At 66.7% G+C, this 18,224-nt stretch carries 14 protein-coding genes; 8 read left to right on the forward strand and 6 right to left on the reverse strand.

Features of this window, described 5'->3' with window-relative positions; genetic code table 11:
- Positions 1-37 precede the first annotated feature (37 nt).
- Complete coding sequence (locus tag MJ602_RS16835; protein ID WP_243020993.1) at positions 38-688, reverse strand: response regulator transcription factor; 651 nt, start codon at positions 686-688, stop codon at positions 38-40.
- Positions 685-2,721, reverse strand: coding sequence for a sensor histidine kinase (locus tag MJ602_RS11800; protein WP_243020994.1), 2,037 nt, complete (start codon positions 2,719-2,721; stop codon positions 685-687). Before MJ602_RS11800 ends, MJ602_RS16835 begins: the two co-directional genes overlap by 4 nt.
- A 50-nt stretch (positions 2,722-2,771) precedes the next feature.
- On the opposite strand from MJ602_RS11800, the gene MJ602_RS11805 reads away from it, so the two are divergent.
- The 6 genes from MJ602_RS11805 to MJ602_RS11830 all read left to right on the forward strand — a co-directional run bounded on the left by MJ602_RS11805 (position 2,772) and on the right by MJ602_RS11830 (position 9,846).
- Positions 2,772-3,788 (forward strand): DctP family TRAP transporter solute-binding subunit, encoded by a 1,017-nt coding sequence (locus tag MJ602_RS11805; protein WP_243020995.1) that lies wholly within the window; start codon positions 2,772-2,774, stop codon positions 3,786-3,788.
- Positions 3,789-3,878: 90 nt separating this feature from the next.
- On the forward strand, positions 3,879-4,886 hold the full coding sequence (locus tag MJ602_RS11810) for a TRAP transporter substrate-binding protein (protein WP_243020996.1): 1,008 nt from the start codon (positions 3,879-3,881) through the stop codon (positions 4,884-4,886).
- Between the two features lie 138 nt (positions 4,887-5,024).
- Positions 5,025-5,708, forward strand: a complete 684-nt coding sequence (locus MJ602_RS11815) for a TRAP transporter small permease (protein ID WP_243020997.1) — start codon at positions 5,025-5,027, stop codon at positions 5,706-5,708.
- On the forward strand, positions 5,705-6,988 hold the full coding sequence (locus MJ602_RS11820) for a TRAP transporter large permease (RefSeq protein ID WP_243020998.1): 1,284 nt from the start codon (positions 5,705-5,707) through the stop codon (positions 6,986-6,988). The genes MJ602_RS11815 and MJ602_RS11820 overlap by 4 nt, the downstream gene beginning before the upstream one ends.
- 2 nt (positions 6,989-6,990) lie before the next feature.
- On the forward strand, positions 6,991-8,103 hold the full coding sequence (locus MJ602_RS11825) for an ABC transporter substrate-binding protein (protein WP_243020999.1): 1,113 nt from the start codon (positions 6,991-6,993) through the stop codon (positions 8,101-8,103).
- A gap of 105 nt (positions 8,104-8,208) precedes the next feature.
- The gene (locus tag MJ602_RS11830) at positions 8,209-9,846 is read left to right on the forward strand and encodes a methyl-accepting chemotaxis protein (protein WP_243021000.1); all 1,638 of its coding nucleotides are present in this window, start codon (positions 8,209-8,211) and stop codon (positions 9,844-9,846) included.
- Here MJ602_RS11830 and MJ602_RS11835 read toward each other — a convergent pair.
- Entirely contained in the window at positions 9,814-11,505 is a 1,692-nt protein-coding gene (locus MJ602_RS11835) for a SulP family inorganic anion transporter (RefSeq protein WP_243021001.1), read from the reverse strand. The two genes, MJ602_RS11830 and MJ602_RS11835, sit on opposite strands and share 33 nt — an antisense overlap.
- Before the next feature lie 230 nt (positions 11,506-11,735).
- The gene (gene metG / locus MJ602_RS11840) at positions 11,736-13,817 is read right to left on the reverse strand and encodes a methionine--tRNA ligase (RefSeq protein ID WP_243021002.1); all 2,082 of its coding nucleotides are present in this window, start codon (positions 13,815-13,817) and stop codon (positions 11,736-11,738) included.
- 143 nt (positions 13,818-13,960) lie between these two features.
- Between metG and MJ602_RS11845 the strand changes: the two genes are divergently transcribed.
- On the forward strand, positions 13,961-15,064 hold the full coding sequence (locus tag MJ602_RS11845) for an SMP-30/gluconolactonase/LRE family protein (RefSeq protein ID WP_243021003.1): 1,104 nt from the start codon (positions 13,961-13,963) through the stop codon (positions 15,062-15,064).
- Positions 15,065-15,091: 27 nt separating this feature from the next.
- On the opposite strand, the gene MJ602_RS11850 is transcribed toward MJ602_RS11845, so the two are convergent.
- Both MJ602_RS11850 and MJ602_RS11855 read right to left on the reverse strand, forming a co-directional pair.
- Positions 15,092-16,336, reverse strand: a complete 1,245-nt coding sequence (locus MJ602_RS11850; protein WP_243021004.1) for a patatin-like phospholipase family protein — start codon at positions 16,334-16,336, stop codon at positions 15,092-15,094.
- Positions 16,337-16,450: 114 nt separating this feature from the next.
- The gene (locus tag MJ602_RS11855) at positions 16,451-17,029 is read right to left on the reverse strand and encodes a restriction endonuclease (RefSeq protein ID WP_423246707.1); all 579 of its coding nucleotides are present in this window, start codon (positions 17,027-17,029) and stop codon (positions 16,451-16,453) included.
- A gap of 102 nt (positions 17,030-17,131) precedes the next feature.
- Between MJ602_RS11855 and apbC the strand changes: the two genes are divergently transcribed.
- Positions 17,132-18,223, forward strand: a complete 1,092-nt coding sequence (gene apbC / locus MJ602_RS11860; RefSeq protein ID WP_243021005.1) for an iron-sulfur cluster carrier protein ApbC — start codon at positions 17,132-17,134, stop codon at positions 18,221-18,223.
- The last annotated feature ends 1 nt before the right edge of the window (position 18,224 follow it).

Raw genomic sequence — 18,224 nt, forward strand, 5'->3', positions numbered from 1 at the left:
CTGTTTGCGCAATAAATACGGGCGCTAGAGCCCGTTTTTACTTGGATTCGCCGCCGGGCATGGGTTCCAGCCGACCGAGCTTGTGCGCCAGTTCGATGGCCGATTCGACGCCCATTTTCTCGAAGATGTTGGCACGGTGGAATTCCACCGTGCGCTGGGTGATGCCCAGGTGGTCGGCGATGTTCTTGTTGTAGTGGCCCAGGATCAGCTGGTCGAGCACTTCGCGCTCGCGCGGGCTCAGGCTGGCCAGGGCCTGGCGCAGGCGCTGGGCCTCGCGCTCCGCATCGGTCTGCGCGCAGGCGGCCTGCATGGCCTGTTCGACGCGGTCCACCAGCATGTTGTCCTGGAAGGGCTTTTCCAGAAAGTCCCAGGCGCCGTTCTTGACGGCGCCCACGGCCGTGCCCACGTCGCCATGGCCGGTGAGAAACAGCACCGGCCAGGGGCAGCCCAGGGCCTTGAGCTGCTCGAAGGTGACCGGGCCCGACAGCGGCTGCATGCGCACGTCCAGCAGCACCACCGCCAGGCCCCAGTCGCCCTGGCGCTGGCGGGCCGCCTCCAGCAGCGCGGCGCCGCTGTCCCAGGTGCGAGACTGGTAGCCGCGCGAGTCGAACAGCCAGGCCAGGCCGTCGCGCACGTCGGCGTCGTCGTCCACGATATGGATGTCCACGGCGCGCAGTTCGTTGGTCATGGCGTGGGGCAGGGGGCGGTTGCAGGGGCGGGGGCCAAGGGTAACTGAACGGTGAACAGCGCGCCACCCAGGCTTTCATCCTGGCCGACGAAGATGCGCCCGTGGTGCGCCTCGGTGATGGAGCGGCAAATCGCCAGCCCCATGCCCATGCCGCCGTCCTTGGTGCTGAAGAAGGCGTCGAAGATGCGCGCGCGTTCGGCCTCGGGCACGCCAGGGCCGCTGTCGGCCACCGCCAGGGTGACCAGCACGTTGGCATTGGGGCGCAGCCGCACCTGGACCTGGGGGCGTGCGGTGCCGCGCTGCGCCCAGTCGAGCGCATTGCCGCACAGGTTGTGCACCAGGTGTTCCAGCAGCAGGGCGTCGCCTTGCACCCAGACCGGCTGGGCGGGCAGTTCCAGCACCACGGGGGTGGCGTGCGCCTCCTGCACGGAAGACACGGCGCGGCGCACCAGGGCCGTGAGATCCACGCTGTCCAGGTTCAATTCGCGCCGGCGCGCAAAGGCGTTGACGCGCTGGATCACGCCCCCGGCACGTTCGGCGAGCTGGGCCATGCGCTGCACCACGGTGTGCAGTTCCTCGGGCGTAATGTTGCCGTCGCGCAGCCGGTTGAGCAGGCCGTTGGCAAAACTGGCCAGCGCGCCCAGCGGCTGGTTGAGTTCGTGCGCCAGGGTGGATGCCACCTCGCCCACGGCCACCAGGCGGCCCGAGGCTTCGAGCTTTTCCTGCTGCAGTGCGGCCAGTTGCTGGGCGCGCTTGCGCTCGCTGATGTCGAGCACCGAGCTCATCCAGCCCAACTGGCTGCCGTCGGCGGCAGTCAGCGGTGCTTCGTGGATCAGCACGTCCACGCGGTGGCCGCTGCGGTGCTGGAACTGCACCTCGATGCCCTGGGCCTGCGTGCCCTGGCTGATGACCGCGCGGTGCAGCAGTGCCAGCTCGTCGGCCTGGTCGGCGGGCCAGTAGGGCAAGGGGGCTCGGGCGCCGCGCAGCTCTTGTGCGCTGTAGCCCACCATGGAGCAGAAGGCCTGGTTCACGTAGAGGATCTTGCCCGTCATGTCCCAGGCGCGCATGCCGATGGTGACCGAGCGCTCCATGGCCGAGCGCAGTGCCACCTCGGCCTGCAGGCGCTGCTGCACCTGCTGGCGCTTGATGAAGTCGCGCCGCAGCGCGGCCAGGCTGGCCAGCATGCCCAGCAGAAACAGCAGCGCCACGACAAAGAAGATGCGCGGCACGGTCGAGGTCTGCGGCCCCTGGGGCACCACTTCCAGCATCAGGTCGGTGCCGGGCAGGTTCATCACCGTGCGGTAGGGGCCTTGCGCCTGGTCGGTGGGGGGCGTGTCCACGGCGTCCACGACCAGGCGCACGGTCTGGCTTTGCAGGAACCACGGCGGCAGCAAGGCGTCCACCGCCGCCTGGGTGGACAGCGCGGCCACATAGATGCCCATCAGTCGGCTGCCGTCGAAGTAGGGCACCGCGAGCCAGACGCGGTCGGTGGTGCGGCCATCGAAGCGACGCATGGGCCCGGCGTAGCTGGAGCGGCGCAGCCCACTGACGATGTCCTGCAGCGTCTTCAGGGCCTGGAAGTTGTCGTCGTGCTCTGCCTGGTCGTTCTGCCAGGCGCGCACGTCGCCTGCGCTGGTGCCCTGCGTGGCCAGCCAGGCATGGGCCAGCACCACACCGGGTGTGCGCCACAGCATGCCTGCGGGCGCGCTGTCGCCTTCACCCTGGCCCGCAGCGCGCAAGGCCTGCGGGCCATCGAGCGCGGACTGCCGCGCCAGTGCGGCGAGGTCGTCTTCCAGGCGGCGAAAGTGGAACTGCACGCTTTGCTCCAGCCACTGGGCGTCGGCGCCCCGGCGGCGCTCTTCTTCCTCGGTCTCGAAGCTGTTGAGGTACCACACCAGCGCCATCACGGCCGAGACGACCAGCACCACCAGGCCCATCATCCACAGCACGGTCCAGCGGCCCCGGTCGCTCAGGGTGCGTTTGCTGGCGTGCAGCAGGGCAAAGTCGTCAGAGGATTGGGAGGGCAGGGGCATGGCGGCGTGCAGGCTGCCGTCACTCGGGCAGCGTGGCCATAATACCGGCCATGCGCGCCGCCGCCATTCCTCGCCGCCGTTGTCTGCAGGCACTGGCCTTGGCGGGTGTCCCTGCGCTGGGGGCTGCGCAAGGGGTGGTGACCATCCGCCTGTCCCACGTGGTGGCGCGGCAAACGCCCAAGGGCCTGGCGCTGGAGCGCTTCCGTGAGCGCGTGCAGTCGCTCAGTCAGGGGCGTATCCAGGTGGTCATCTACCCCAACTCGGCGCTGTTTGGCGACGCCGACGAGATCCAGGCGCTGCAACTGGGGGCGGTGGATATGCTGGCCCCTTCGCTGTCCAAGTTCGGGCGCGTGGGTTTCCCGGAGTTCGAGCTGTTTGATCTGCCGTTCCTGTTCGACTCCAAGGAGCAGGTGCACCGCGTGATGCACAGCGCGATTGGCAGGGAGCTGCTCGCCGCGCTGGAGCGCCAGCGCATGGTGGGGCTGGGTTACCTGGACAACGGCTTCAAGCACATGAGCGCCAACCGACCGTTGCTGGCGCCGCAGGACTTTGTCGGTCTGCGCATGCGCATCCAGAGCTCGCGCGTGATTGCCCACCAGATGCGCGCCCTGGGTGCCAAGCCGGTGGTGCTGGGCTTTGGAGAAACCCGCCGTGCCCTGGCCACGGGCGTGGTGGACGGGACGGAGAACCCGGTGTCCAACCTCTGGACGCAGCGCATGCACGAGGTGCAGACCGACCTGAGCCTGACCCGCCATGGCTACCTGGGCTATTGCGTGGTGGTGAACCAGCGCTTCTGGAACCACCTGCCCCAGGCCGACCGTGCCCTGGTCCGGCAGGCCATGACCGAGGCGCTGGACTGGGGCAACACCATTGCCCAGTACGAGAACGACGAGGCCCTGGCGCACCTGCGCCTGCGTGGGGGCACACGCATCCATGTGCCCGACGAAGACCAGCGCCAGCGCCTGCGCCAGGCGACGCAGGAGGTGTCACTGGGTCTGCAAGGGCGCATCGGACGCCAGTGGATCGACAGGGTGCACACCCTGCTGGCCAGCAAAAGCGCGGGTTAACCCTAGCTGTGGAACGCCACAGTTACAAAGCCGTGACATGCGGCCTACAGTGCGCTCCGTTGTCATCCGTTTCCATCCAAGGAGTCAGTCATGCAATTTCCGGTGAAAAAGGTACTCGTGTGCGCGCTGGTGGCGTTTGGTGCCACGGTGGCCCAGGCCCAGCAGGTCGTCATCAAGTTCAGCCACGTGGTCGCTCAGGACACGCCCAAGGGCAAGGCGGCAGAGTTCTTTGCCAAGAAGGCTGCAGAGCTGACTGGTGGCAAGGTCAAGGTCGAGGTGTACGCCAACAGCGCGCTGTACAAGGACAAGGAAGAAATGGAAGCCCTGCAAATGGGCTCGGTGCAGATGCTGGCGCCTTCGCTGGCCAAGTTCGGCCCTTTGGGGGTGAAGGAGTTCGAGGTGTTCGACCTGCCCTTCATCTTTGATGATCGCGACGATCTGCACAAGGTCACCAACGGTCCGGTGGGCGAAAAGCTGCTCAAGAAGTTGGAGGCTCGGGGTATTACTGGCCTGGCTTATTGGGACAATGGCTTCAAGGTCTTCTCGGCCAACAAGCCGCTCAAGAGCGTGGCCGACTACAAGGGTTTGAAGTACCGTATCCAGTCGTCCAAGGTGATCGAGGAGCAGATCCGCGCCCTGGGTGGCATTCCCCAGGTCATGGCCTTTGGCGAAACCTACCAGGCGCTGCAGACGGGCGTGGTCGATGGCACCGAGAACCCGCCTTCCAACTTCTACACCCAGAAGATGCACGAGGTGCAAAAGCACCTGAGCCTGACCAACCACGGCTACCTGGGCTACGCCGTGATCGTGAACAAGAAGTTCTGGGACGGCCTGCCTGCCGATGTGCGTGACCAACTGAACCAGGCCATGAAGCAGGCCACCTTCTACGCCAACCAGATTGCCCAGGACGACAACGACCAGGCGCTCGAAGGCGTGAAGAAGAGCGGCAAGACCGCCATCTACACCCCCACCAAGGAAGAGCGCACGGCGCTGAAGAAGGCCCTGGTGCCCGTGCACGAAAAGATGTCCAGCCGCGTGGGCAAGGAAACCATCCAAGAGGTGTACAAGGCCACCGGCTTCGATCCGGCCAAGCTCTGATTCTGTGATACCCCTGGCAGCGGTGTGCAGTCGCACCGCTGCCGCAGGGCGCACCTCATGGCAAGTGCGCCGGATTGACCGCGATGCCTGTGGGCGCGCAGCAGCGATCCACACAACGATCTCCCCTGGAGAATTCCCATGAAATTTCTTGATCACCTGGAAGAGTGGTTCATCACCTTCCTGATGGGCGGAGCCACGCTCATCGTTTTTCTCGCGGTGCTGCACCGCTACGGGGCTGGCTTTGCCATTCCGGGCGTGCAGGACTGGTTGTTGTCCATCAACATGACCTGGGCGCAGGAGCTGACCATCATCATGTTTGTGTGGATGGCGAAGTTTGGCGCGGCCTACGGGGTGCGCACCGGCATCCACGTGGGGGTCGATGTGCTCATCAACCGCCTGAGCGATGCCAACCGCGGCAAGTTCATCATTTTTGGCCTGGCGGCGGGGGCTGTGTTCACCGCCATCGTGGCCTACCTGGGCTCGCACTTCGTGTGGGAGAACGGGGCGCACTACGGGCTGTACAAGCTCTTCGGCCTGCCGGTGGACGACCTGATCGAAGGCCCCACCACCCCCGACCTGGAGTGGCCCACCTGGGTTGTGTACAGCGCCATTCCGCTGGGCACCAGCCTGATGTGTTTCCGCTTTCTGCAGGTGTTGGTGGGCTTCATCCGTACGGGTGAACTGCCGCACCACGACCATGGTCATGTGGACGGACTGGAAGAGAGTGCAGAAGAAGCTGCCGCGCAGGACATCAACCCCTACGCCATGAAAGACAACCTGCACCCCGCAGACACTGCCCACAAGGAAGGGGGCCTGAAATGAACGCCACCATCATCTTCCTCATCCTGCTGGTGCTCATGCTCACCGGCATGCCGATCTCGATTTCGCTCGGCCTGACGGTACTGACCTTCCTGTTCGGCTTTACCAATGTGCCGCTGGAGTCGGTGGCGCTCAAGCTGTTCACCGGCATCGAGAAGTTCGAGATCATGGCGATCCCTTTCTTCATCCTGGCGGGCAACTTCCTCACCCACGGTGGCGTGGCCCGGCGCATGATCAACTTTGCCACTGCCATGGTGGGCCACTGGTACGGTGGCCTGGGCCTGGGCGGTGTTGTGGCCTGCGCCCTGTTTGCTGCGGTGTCGGGCTCCAGCCCGGCCACGGTGGTGGCCATTGGCTCCATCCTGCTGCCGGCCATGGTCAAGGCAGGGTTTCCCAACAAGTTCGGTGCGGGGGTCATCACCACCTCGGGCGCCTTGGGTATCCTGATTCCGCCTTCCATCGTGATGGTGATGTACTCGGTGGCCACCAACACCTCGGTGGGCGCCTTGTTCATGGCTGGCGTGGTGCCGGGTCTGGCGCTGGCGGGTGTGCTCGGTGGGGTGACCTACTGGCGTGCACGCAAGTTCAACTACCCGCGCTTGCCCAAGGCCAGCTGGGGCGAGCGCTGGAAGGCCTTCCGCGCATCGGCATGGGGCTTGCTGTTGATCGTGATCGTGATGGGCGGCATCTACGCTGGTGTCTTCACGCCCACCGAAGCGGCGGCCATGAGCGCGGTGTACGCCTTCTTCGTGGCCGTGTTCATCTACAAGGACATGGGTCTCAAGGACGTGCCCAAGGTGCTGCTCAACTCGGCCAACATGAGCGCCATGCTGCTGTACATCATCACCAACGCGGTGCTGTTCAGCTTCATCATGACCAACGAGAACATCCCGCAGGCCCTGGCCGACTGGATGCTGGGCAATGGTCTGGGTGTCATCACCTTCCTGCTGGCCGTGAACGTGATCCTGCTGCTGGCGGGCAACTTCATGGAGCCGTCCTCCATCGTGCTGATCTTCGCGCCCATCCTGTTCCCGGTCGCGATGAAGCTGGGCATTGACCCGGTGCACTTCGGCATCATCATGGTGGTGAACATGGAGGTGGGCATGTGCCACCCGCCGGTGGGCCTTAACCTGTACGTGGCCTCGGGCATTACGAAGATGGGCATCACCGAGCTGACGGTGGCCGTGTGGCCCTGGTTGCTGGCCATGCTGGGCTTCCTGGCGGTGGTCACCTACTGGCCGGGCCTGAGCCTGTGGTTCCCGCGCATGCTGGGGATGATGTAGCCATGACCGCGCCGCACGTCAAAACCCTGGTGGTGGCGTGTGCGCTGGCCCTGGCTGCCAGCGCCGCCTTCGCGCAATTGCGCATCGGGCAGACCGTGGGCGTCACCGGAACGGTGGCGGCCACGGTCAAGGAATCCATGCAGGGCGCGCAGCTCTACCTGGACCATGTCAACGCCAAGGGCGGCGTGGGCGGCGAAAAGATCGAAATCATCACCCTGGACGACGCCTTCGACGTCAAGAAGGCCGAGGCCAATGCCCGCACCCTGATCGAGGAGCGTGGCGTGCTGGCCTTGTTCATGAGCCGGGGCACACCGCACACCGAGGCCATCAATGCGGTGCTGGAGCAGCATCGGGTGGCGCTCATTGGTCCGTCCACCGGTGCCATGGTGCTGCACCAGCCGGTCAAGCCCTACATCTTCAATGTGCGCGCTACCTACCAGCGCGAGGCCGAGCGTGCCATGGCGCACCTCACGTCCATTGGCGTGCGCAAAGTGGCGGTGGTGCACGTGGACGACAGCTTCGGTGCCGACGGTCTGCAGGGCGCGCGCAACGGCCTCAAGGCGGCCGGGCTGGAGCCCGTGGCCGTGGCCAAGTTCGACCGCACCAAGCCCGACTTTGCGCCGCTGTTGCCTGCATTGCAGGCGGCGGAGCCGCAGGCCGTGCTCATCATCGGCTCGGGCACCGCGGTGGTGGAGGGGATCCGCAGCCTCAAGGCGGCCCGTGTGGGCGGGCAGTACCTCACGCTGTCCAACAATGCCTCCGGGGGCTTCATCAAGCTGCTGGGAGACCAGGCGCAGGGCGTCATCGTCAGCCAGGTCATGCCTGCCAGCCTGAACTTTGGCTTGGTCAAGGAGGCCACCCAGTTGGCCAAGGCCAAGGGGGTGGACGAGGTGAGCCCCGCCATGCTCGAAGGATTTGCTTCGGCCAAGGTGCTGGTCGAGGGCCTGCGCCGCGCGGGCGCCAAGCCGAGCCGCGCCAGCCTGCATCAGGCGCTGGACAACCTGGGCCGCCTCGACCTGGGCGGCCTGGTGCTGGACTACAGCCCCAGCGACCACACAGGTTTGGACTTTGCCGATCTTTCCATCGTCGGCACCGGCGGGCGCTTTCGCCGCTGAACGCAGGTTCTGAGAGAGCCTGCAGGGAGCCCTGGGCCGCCGTGATGGGTGGCTGCGGCGGCTTTGCCAACATGGGGCGGTGCCTACCGCCAGGAGGACGACACCATGCGCATCGATGATTTGCGGATTTCCACCCGGCTGGAGTTGGGTTTTGGGATCCTGGGCCTGATGATTCTTGCCATGGTGGCGGTGGTCTGGGTGCAGGTGTCCACCATGACCGGGTTGTTTGGTGACGTGGCCAACGCGCGCATTCCGCGCATGGTGGTGGGCAGCTCCATCAAGGAAGATGTGCAGACCATCTCCAGCAGCGTGCGCAACATGATTCTGATGAGCGACACCGCCGCCATCCTGGCCGAGGCCCAGAGCATAGGGCGCGTGCAAAAGCGCATTGACCAGCGCTTTGGCGAGCTGGAAAAGCTCCTGGCGGACGACAGCGCAGCGCAGGCCGCGCTGCAGCAGGTGCAGGCTGCGCGCAGGGCCTATGAGCCGCTGCAGAACGAAACCCAGGAGCTGGCGGGCTCAGGCCAGGTGTTTGACGCCAAGGATCTGCTGGTGGGCAAGATGCACCCCGCCCAGCAGGCCTATTTCAGCGCCATGGACGCCCTGCTGCTGCAGCAGCAACAGCAACTCGGCCAGGCCACGGGCGCCACCGAGCGCGCTGCCAACAGCGTGCGCGGCATGTTGCTGGCCACCACGCTGGTGGTCATGGTGCTGGGGGGCTTGTTGGCCTGGTGGATCATTCGTTCCATCACCGGACCTTTGCGCCAGGCAGTGCGTGTGGCCCGTTCGGTGGCCGCGGGCAAGCTGCAGGAGCCCATCGATGCGCAGGGCCGCAACGAGGTGGCGCAGTTGCTGCTGGCCCTGAAGGACATGCAGGGCGGGCTGGCGCGTGTGGTCACGCATGTGCGCCAGGGGGCGCAAAACGTGCTGGGCGGCAGCACCGAGATCGCGCAAGGCAACATGGACCTGTCCAACCGCACCGAGGCCCAGGCCGGTGCGCTGCAGGAAACCTCGGCCTCCATGCAAGAGCTGCGCGATGCGGTGGTGCACAACGCCGACAACGCCCAGCAGGCCAACACCCTGGCGCGCGATGCCAGTGCCGTGGCAGAGCGCGGCGGCGCCGTGGTCGGGCAGGTGGTGGACACCATGCGCGACATCAACACCTCCAGCCAGAAGATCGCCGACATCATCGGCGTGATCGACGGCATTGCCTTCCAGACCAACATCCTGGCCCTGAACGCCGCCGTGGAAGCGGCGCGCGCGGGTGAGCAGGGGCGCGGTTTTGCCGTGGTGGCCAGTGAGGTGCGGGCCCTGGCCGGGCGCAGCGCCGAGGCTGCGCGCGAGATCAAGGGCCTGATCTCCGCCAGCGTGGAGCGCGTGGCGCAGGGCTCGGAGCTGGTGGACAAGGCAGGCGCCACCATGCAGGAAGTGGTGCAGTCCATTCGCCGGGTCACGGCCCTGGTGGGCGAGATCAGTAGCGCCAGCGCCGAGCAGCGCTCGGGCGTGGCCCAGATTGGCGAGGCCATTGCCCAGATGGACCATGTGACGCAGCAGAACGCCGCACTGGTGGAGCAGATCGCCGCCGCAGCCACCGGCCTGAGCACCCAGGCCCAGGAGCTGGTGCAGGCGGTGGCCGTGTTCCAGGTGGATGCGGATGCCGCCGCAGCGCAGCCTGTGGCTGCGCCCGCCGCCTACGTGGCTGCTGCGGCCTTAGGCAGTACCCGACAGCGGCTCCTGTCCTGAAGCGGGTGCTGCTGGCGGGCCCTGCCCGGCCAGCCTGGCGATGAACCCCGAGCGCTCCATCAGCGAGCGTGCCTGCTCCTGTGGGTCGTGTACCGTCAGGTGGCCGCCACGCTGGGCCACCGCCTTGAGGATTTGCTCCAGGCCATCAAGCCCGGTGGTGTCCAGCGCAAACAGGTGGCGCATGTCCAGCCTCACCTGCACACCGTGCGGCGCCGCTTCGATGGCCTGCACCAGAGGGTCGATCTTGGCGGCCGCGCCAAAGAACAGTGCGCCGTGCAGGCTCCAGCCCAGGCGCGTGCTGGGTGCTTCTGCATCCAGCGGCAAGGGGTCGGCGCGGAACAGCGCGCTCATGCGCCGCACGAACAGCACGCAGGCCAGCACCAGGCCGACCTCTACCGCCACCGTCAGGTCGAACACCACGGTCAGGAAGAAGGTGCCCAGCATCAGCAGCCGGTAGTGGTTGCTGAAATGCCGCAGGCGCCCGAACTCGTGCCACTCGCCCATGTTCCAGGCCACATACAGCAGGATGCCTGCCAGTACCGCCAGCGGAATGTGCAGCGCCAGCGGTGCAGCCAGCAACACGATGGCGCACAGCGTTGCCGCATGCACGATGCCCGCGATGGGCGAGGTGGCACCGGAGCGCAGGTTGGTCACCGTGCGCGCAATGGTGCCCGTGACCGGCATGCCGCCAAAAAACGGCACCACAAAGTTGGCGACGCCCTGCGCCATCAGTTCCTGGTTGGGGTCGTGCTTGCGGTGGTGTTCACCCGTGCCGAGCTGGTCGGCCACGCGCGCGCACAGCAGCGACTCGATGGCGCCCAGCAGCGCAATGGTCAGCGTGGGAATCACGAGCTGGCGCACGGTGTCCCATGACAAGGTCGGCAGCTCGATGCTGGGCAGGCTTTGTGGAATGCCGCCAAAGCGTGTGCCAATGGTTTCCACTGGCATGTTCGTGAAACTCGCTAGTGCGGTAAGCGAGACCAGCGCGACCACCGGAGCGGGAATGCGTGCAAACGAGCGCACGGTCTTGCCATCGGCCAGGCGCAGCAGCAGCGTGTTGTGCCGCACAAACAGCACGGGCCAGAGAAACAGCCCGCCCAGGCAGGCGCCCGCCAACCCGAGGGCGTAGGGATTGATGCTGCCGATGTGTTGAGCCAGCACCTGCACCTGCGCCACAAAATCACCCGGCATCTTGGCGATGGACAGGCCCAGCGCGTCTTTCACCTGCGACAGCGCAATCAGCACCGCAATGCCGTTGGTGAAGCCAATGACGATGCTCACCGGCACAAAGCGCACCAGGTTGCCCAGCCTAAGCAAGCCCAGCGCAAACAGCAACAGACCGGCGCAGGTGGTGGAGATCAGGAGGCCCGCCACACCGTGGCGCTCGACGATGCCATAGACGATCACGATGAAGGCCCCGGCGGGCCCGCCGATCTGCACGTTGGTGCCACCCAGCAGCGAGACGAGAAAGCCCCCGATGATGGCGGTCCACAGCCCGGCCTCGGGCTTGAGCCCGCTGGCGATGGCAAAGGCCATGGCCAGCGGCAACGCCACGATGCCCACGGTGATGCCCGCGCCCATGTCGGCAAACCAGCGGGCACGTGTGTAGCCCTTGAGGGCATCCAGAATGCGTGGGCGGAAGGCGAACGAGACAGACATGCAGACAACTCCAGACCGGTGCAACCAGGGATCGAGGCGATCAGTGCAACGGTGCTGGCGGGCTGCAGGGGCAGTGGTCGTGCGTGCGGATCGTGCGCTGGGGGGCTGGATGGTTCATTCGGCACCCCAGTGTAGGCCGCGCGTGCGGCGCTGCAATTGCCGTAAGTCCGTAGCCCGGCTAGGCCGGGTTGTCAGCCAGTGGCAAGCCGTGTGTGTTCGGCTCGCTGAAGTCAGCGCACGCGCATGCCAGGCTGGGCGCCGGGCCACGGGTTCAGCACATAGATGCCGGGGTTCGTCTTCTCGTCCGCATGGCTGCCCGCCAGCACCATGCCCTCGGACACGCCGAACTTCATCTTGCGCGGGGCCAGGTTGGCCACCACTACGGTCAGCTTGCCCACCAGGTCGGCGGGCTGGTAGCTGCTGGCGATGCCGCTGAAGACGTTGCGCGTGCGGCCCTCGCCCACGTCGAGTGTGAGGCGCAGCAGTTTGGTGGAACCTTCCACGGCCTCGCAGTTGACGATCTGCGCGATGCGCAGGTCGATCTTGGCGAAGTCGTCGATGGTGATGGTGGGGGCCAGTTCCTCGCCGCCGGGTGCTACGGTTTCGGTAGCTGCTGGCGCTTGTACCGTCTGGGCTGGGGGCTCGAACAATGCTTCAAGCTGCTTCACGTCCACGCGCTGCATCAGGTGCTTGTATTCGCCGATCCCATGGCCCTTGCCGAGCGCGGTCTGCGCGTCGGCGAAGGTGAAGGGCTGGACCTTCAGGAAGGCCTCGACCTGCGCGGCCAGCGCCGGCAACACGGGCTTGAGCAGGATGGTGAGCAGGCGGAAGGCCTCGATGCAGGTGGTGCACACGTCCTGCAGGCGGCCTTCCATGCCCTCCTGCTTGGCCAGCTCCCAGGGCTTGTTCTGGTCCACGTAGGCGTTCACGCGATCGGTCAGCAGCATGGTCTCGCGCAGGGCCTTGCCGTACTCGCGCTCGGCCATCAGCTCGATGATGGTGGGCGCCACGGTGCGCAGGTGCTCCAGCAGCGCATCGCCGTCGGCCGAGACTTCGCCGAGCTGGCCGCCGAAGCGCTTGCTGATGAAGCCGGCCGCACGGCTGGCGATGTTGACGTACTTGCCGATCAGGTCGCTGTTGACGCGCAGCATGAAGTCTTCGGCGTTGAAGTCGATGTCTTCGTTGCGGCTGCTCAGCTTGGTGGCCAGGTAGTAGCGCAGCCACTCGGCGTTCATGCCCAGGCCCAGGTACTTGAGCGGGTCCAGGCCGGTGCCGCGGCTCTTGCTCATCTTCTCGCCGTTGTTCACCGTGAGGAAGCCGTGCACGAACACCGAATCGGGCACCTTGCGGCCGCTGAACTTCAGCGTGGCGGGCCAGAACAGCGTGTGGAACGTGACGATGTCCTTGCCGATGAAGTGGTACTGCTCCAGCTGCGGGTCGGCCATGTAGGCCTCGTAGTCCTGGCCGCGCTTGTCCAGCAGGTTCTTCAGCGAGGCGAGATACCCGATGGGCGCGTCGAGCCACACATAGAAATACTTTCCCGGCGCGTCGGGGATCTCGATGCCGAAGTAGGGCGCGTCGCGTGAAATGTCCCAGTCGCCCAGGCCCTCGCTGGTGCTGCCGTCGGGGTTGGTGCGCACGGTGAACCATTCGCGCACCTTGTTCGCCACCTCGCTCTGCAGGCGGCCGTCCTGCGTCCAGTCTTCCAGGAAGGCCACGCAGCGCGGGTCCGACAGCTTGAAGAAGAAGTGCTCCGAGTGCTTGAGCACCGGCTTGGCGCCCGAGAGGGCCGAATAGGGGTTGATGAGGTCGGTGGGCGCATAGACGGCGCCGCAGACCTCGCAGTTGTCGCCGTACTGGTCCTTGGCGTGGCACTTGGGGCACTCGCCCTTGATGAAGCGGTCGGGCAGGAACATGTTCTTCTCGGGGTCGAAGAACTGCTCGATGGTGCGCGTCTCGATCAGGCCGTTGGCCTTGAGGTCCAGGTAGATCTGCTGCGCGAGCTGGTGGTTCTCGGGCGCGTCGGTGCTGTGCCAGTTGTCGAACTGGATGTGGAAACCGTCGAGGTACTGCTGGCGCCCGGCGGCGATGTCGGCCACGAACTGCTGCGGCGTCTTGCCAGCCTTCTCGGCGGCGATCATGATAGGCGCGCCGTGCGTGTCGTCGGCGCCGACGAAGTTCACCTCGTTGCCCAGCAGCCGCTGCGTGCGCACCCAGATGTCGGCCTGGATGTATTCCATGATGTGGCCGATGTGGAAGTTGCCGTTGGCGTAGGGCAGGGCGGTGGTGACGAAGAGTTTGCGTGCGGGCATGGAGCGGCTCTCAAAAGCGGATTCGCCTTTTTTGGCGGAGCCTGTAATTTTACGGGTCCGTCGCCCAGGCGTCAGCGCTGGCTGGGCAAGGGCTGGCAGCCCTGGGCACAATGCGCGCCAGAAACACCCTGGAGGAGACGCGCATGTTCAAGAAGCTGTTCATCGGCCTGGGAGCCGTGGTAGTGGCCGGCCTGGCCTATCTGCTGGCCTGGCCCGTGCCCATCGCCCCCGTGGCCTGGCAGGCCCCGCCCGCGCCGGGCTACCAAGGGCCGCACGCACCCAACCAGCGCCTGGCGAACCTGCAGATGATCGACCTGCGCGGCGAGATCGGCCCCGAGCACATCGCCATCGGCAAGGACGGCAAGCTCTACACCACGGTGCTCAGCGGCAACATCCTGCGCATGAGCCCGGACGGCTCGGCGCAGGAGGTCTTCATCAACACCGGCGGCCGGGTGCTGGGCTTCGATTTCGACGCGGCCGGGAACCTCATCGCGGCCGATGCCGTCAAGGGCCTGCTGTCGGTTTCGCCGCAGGGCCAGGTGCAGGTGCTGGCCGACCGCATCGGCGACGATCCGATCCGTTACGCCGACGGCGTGGTGGTGGCCAGGAACGGCAAGATCTACCTCAGCGACGCCTCCACCCGCTTCGCGCCCAAGGACTGGGGCGGCACCTTCGAGGCCAGCGTGCTCGACATCCTGGAGCAGTCCGCCACCGGCCGCGTGCTGGAGTACGACCCCGCCAGCCGCGCCGTGCGCGTGGTGGCCAGGGGCCTGAGCTTCGCCAACGGCGTGGCGCTGAGCAGCGACGAGCAGCACCTGTTCGTCAACGAAACCGGCAAGTACCGCGTCTGGAAAATCGCCGTGGGCGCGCAGGATCTCGACATCGCCCAGGGTGGGAATGCACAGGCCCAGGTGCTGCTGGACAACCTGCCCGGCTACCCCGACAACCTGATGCGCGGGCTGGACGGCAAGATCTGGCTGGGCTTCGCCAAGCCGCGCAACCCCACCATCGACGGCATGGCCGGCAAGCCCTGGCTGCGCGCGCTGACGTTGCGCCTGCCGCGCGCGCTGTGGCCCATCCCCAAGGCCTACGGTCATGTGATCGCCTTCACCGAGGACGGCAAAGTCGTGGCCGACCTGCAGGATCCCACGGGCGCCTACCCCGAAACCACCGCCATCACCGAAACGCCCGAGCGCCTGTACGTGCAGAGCTTGCACGCCAAGGGTTTAGGTTGGTTGAAGAAGTGAGCGCGTGCCTGGGTCGCTGCGCCCAGGTCAGGCCTTGGGGCGCTGGGGCAGCTCGGCGCCCGTGTCCGTCCAGCCAAAGAAGCGGCACACGGCTGCGCGCTGCGCCAGCGTGTCGGCCCGGCCCAGGGCCATGAGGTCGCGCGTGTAGTTCTGCTCGAACAGCAGGTAGCTGGCCAGCGCGGCGCTGCGCACGTCCTGGCTTTTCGACGACACCCCCAGAGCCCCCAGCATGGTGCGCACGGGGGTGGGCAGGTCGGCCACATGGCGCGCGGCCACGGCGTCCAGGCGCTCCGACGGCGCGATCACCAGCAGCTCGATGGGCCGCAGGCTGCTGCGCGCGCGCGCCTCGGGCGGGATCAGCGAGATCGTCTGGTTGATGCGCTGCATGCGCTCCACGTCCACCCACAGCGCGTCGAGGAAGATGTTCGACAGCGCGTGGCCGGCGATCTGCGCCAGCGAGGGGTAGCCGGTGGAGAGCGCCGCCGTCACGTCGCCCTTGGGCTCGTGCATGCGGCCTGCGCCCACCACCAGCACGCGCTCGGCGCCCAGGTGGATGGCCGGCGCGATGGGGGCCGACTGGCGCATGGAGCCGTCGCCGAAGTATTCGGTGTGGCCTTCGATGTCGATCGCCGTGGCCGGGAACACGAAGGGAATGGCCGCCGAAGCCAGCAGGTGCTCGTGCGTGATGCGGTCGCGCACGGCGCGGCGCTGCGAGCGCACCCAGGGGTCCTGGCGCTCCCCGGCCTCAAAGAAGGTCACGTGCTCGCCCGAGCTGTAGCTCGATGCGGTGACGGCCAGCGCCTGCAGGTGGCCCTGGCGGATCAGTCGCGGCAGGCGCACCAGCGGCACCATCTTGACGAGCAGATGTGCCAGCGGATCGTTGTCCAGCAATGAGCGCGGGCGCATGCGGCGCCAGCGCGCCAGCACCCAGCCCAGCGACAGCAGCGTGAGCCAGCGCGCGCCACTGCGCATCACGCTGATGGAGTCGGCACGGTACACGTTGTGTGCGTGGAAGTTGCTCCACACGCGCGCGATGCGGCGCACCGCGCGGTCGAACTGGTCGGCGCCGCAGGCCAGCGCGGCGGCGTTGATGGCGCCAGCCGAGGTGCCTGTGACGATGGGGAAGGGGTTGGGCTCCTTGCCTGCACCGCAGGCCAGGCGCAGATCAGCGATGGCTTCGAGCACGCCCACCTGATAGGCAGCACGTGCGCCGCCGCCGGTCAGCAGCAGCCCGGTGCGTGGTGCGGATGGGTCGGTGGGTGGCAGCGGCATGGTGGGGCAGGCAGGTACACGCGACTCCATGGACGGAGCCTGTCCCGAGTGTGCGTGAGGGCGCGGGCCCCCGGTCTTGGGGAAACCCCATGGACGTTGCGCGGATGCCGCAGATCAGCGCGCCGCGAGCAGCAGACCGGCCAGCGCGTCGCCCTGCACCACGGTGATGCCATGGTCGCGCGCGAAAAGGCGGGCGTTGTCGCTCAGGCTGCCCTGGGCCAGCAGGTACAGGCCGCCCTGGGCGCCGCGCGCCTGCATGGCGGCGTGCAGCTCGCGCAGCGGCTCCACGCCGTGGTTGGCAGCCTTCCAGCGCCGGGCACTGGCCAGCAGCGTCTGCCCGCCCTTGGTCAGCACGAAGTCGGCTGCGCCGCCTGCGGCAAGGCGTTCCACACCATGGCCGTCGGCACGCCACGCGGCCTCCAGCGCATCGGCAAATGCGCGCCAGGGCCAGGTCTGCAATTGGGCGTGCATGGCGGCCACGCGCGCGGCGCTGGGCGCGCGCCACTGGCGCCAGGCGGCCATGCAGCCGACCACAAAAAACGGGAAGGTGCCCAGTGCACCGGCCCACGCATAGTCACGCGGCAGCAAGGCTACCGCAGCCAAGGAGAGCACGCCCACCAGCGCAAAGCTGATCCACCACGGCGAGCGCAGCAGCACGGCAAACAGCGAGTTGGGCGACATCTTGAACTTCACGGGATTCCTTGGGCGGGTCTATTGGGCGGGGCCGCATTGTCATGCAGGCAGTGGGGTCGCGGGGCGCTTGGATAGACTACCGCACCCACAGGAGTACATCGGATGGCTATCAATGAACAAGGGCTCATGGCGGCCCTGGGCGCCGTGCAGGACCCCGGTACCGGCAAGGATTTTGTCAGCACGCGTGCCTTGCGCGATCTGCGCATCGACGGCGACGCAGTGTCTTTTCAGGTGGAGCTGGGCTACCCTGCACGCAGCCAGGAGCCCGCGCTGCGCGCCAGCCTGGAAGCGGCGGCACGCTCGGTCGAGGGCGTTCGCAGCGTGCAAGTCGAGGTGGTCACCAAGGTGGTGGCCCATGCGGTGCAACGCGGCGTGCAGCTCTTGCCCGGTGTGAAGAACATCGTGGCCGTGGCCTCGGGCAAGGGCGGGGTGGGCAAGAGCACCACCGCCGCGAATCTGGCGCTGGCTCTGGCCGCCGAAGGCGCGACCGTGGGCTTGCTGGACGCCGATATCTACGGCCCCAGCCAGCCCATGATGATGGGCATTGACCGCAGGCCCGACAGCCTGGACGGCAAGACCATGGAGCCGCTGGTCAACCATGGTGTGCAGGTCATGTCCATCGGCTTTCTCGTGAACCCGGACCAGGCCATGATCTGGCGCGGCCCCATGGCGACGCAGGCGCTGGAACAACTGCTGCGCCAGACCCACTGGAAGGACGTGGACTACCTGGTGGTGGACATGCCGCCCGGTACGGGCGATATCCAGCTCACCCTGAGTCAGCGCGTGCCCATTACCGGCGCGGTGATCGTGACCACGCCGCAGGACATTGCACTGCTGGATGCACGCAAGGGCATCACGATGTTCGAGAAGGTGGGTGTGCCCATTCTGGGCTTGGTGGAAAACATGGCCGTGCATGTGTGCTCGAACTGCGGGCACGCAGAGCACATCTTTGGCGAGGGCGGCGGGCGGCGCCTGGCGCAGGAGCTGGGCATGCACTACCTGGGAGCGCTGCCGCTGGATCTGAAGATCCGCCAGCAGGCCGACAGTGGCCAGCCGACCGTGGTGGCCGATCCGCAGAGCGAGGCGGCGGGCATCTACCGCCAGGTGGCGCGCGATGTGGCAGCCCGCATTGCCTTGCAGTCCAAGGATTTCTCAGCCAAGTTTCCGACCATCACGGTGAGCAAGAACACCTGAC

This window comes from Simplicispira sedimenti (genome assembly GCF_022760965.1).
GTDB lineage: Bacteria > Pseudomonadota > Gammaproteobacteria > Burkholderiales > Burkholderiaceae_C > Simplicispira > Simplicispira sedimenti.

What these genes read in the sequence shown, in the direction of transcription:
- MJ602_RS11845 (WP_243021003.1), top strand. Translation starts at nt 13,961, where the DNA reads ATGTTCAAGAAGCTGTTCATCGGCCTGGGAGCCGTGGTAGTGGCCGGC.
- metG (WP_243021002.1), bottom strand. Translation starts at nt 13,817, where the DNA reads ATGCCCGCACGCAAACTCTTCGTCACCACCGCCCTGCCCTACGCCAAC.
- MJ602_RS11800 (WP_243020994.1), bottom strand. Translation starts at nt 2,721, where the DNA reads ATGCCCCTGCCCTCCCAATCCTCTGACGACTTTGCCCTGCTGCACGCC.
- MJ602_RS11825 (WP_243020999.1), top strand. Translation starts at nt 6,991, where the DNA reads ATGACCGCGCCGCACGTCAAAACCCTGGTGGTGGCGTGTGCGCTGGCC.
- MJ602_RS11805 (WP_243020995.1), top strand. Translation starts at nt 2,772, where the DNA reads ATGCGCGCCGCCGCCATTCCTCGCCGCCGTTGTCTGCAGGCACTGGCC.
- MJ602_RS11850 (WP_243021004.1), bottom strand. Translation starts at nt 16,336, where the DNA reads ATGCCGCTGCCACCCACCGACCCATCCGCACCACGCACCGGGCTGCTG.
- MJ602_RS11830 (WP_243021000.1), top strand. Translation starts at nt 8,209, where the DNA reads ATGCGCATCGATGATTTGCGGATTTCCACCCGGCTGGAGTTGGGTTTT.
- MJ602_RS11815 (WP_243020997.1), top strand. Translation starts at nt 5,025, where the DNA reads ATGAAATTTCTTGATCACCTGGAAGAGTGGTTCATCACCTTCCTGATG.
- MJ602_RS11835 (WP_243021001.1), bottom strand. Translation starts at nt 11,505, where the DNA reads ATGTCTGTCTCGTTCGCCTTCCGCCCACGCATTCTGGATGCCCTCAAG.
- apbC (WP_243021005.1), top strand. Translation starts at nt 17,132, where the DNA reads ATGGCTATCAATGAACAAGGGCTCATGGCGGCCCTGGGCGCCGTGCAG.
- MJ602_RS11810 (WP_243020996.1), top strand. Translation starts at nt 3,879, where the DNA reads ATGCAATTTCCGGTGAAAAAGGTACTCGTGTGCGCGCTGGTGGCGTTT.
- MJ602_RS16835 (WP_243020993.1), bottom strand. Translation starts at nt 688, where the DNA reads ATGACCAACGAACTGCGCGCCGTGGACATCCATATCGTGGACGACGAC.
- MJ602_RS11820 (WP_243020998.1), top strand. Translation starts at nt 5,705, where the DNA reads ATGAACGCCACCATCATCTTCCTCATCCTGCTGGTGCTCATGCTCACC.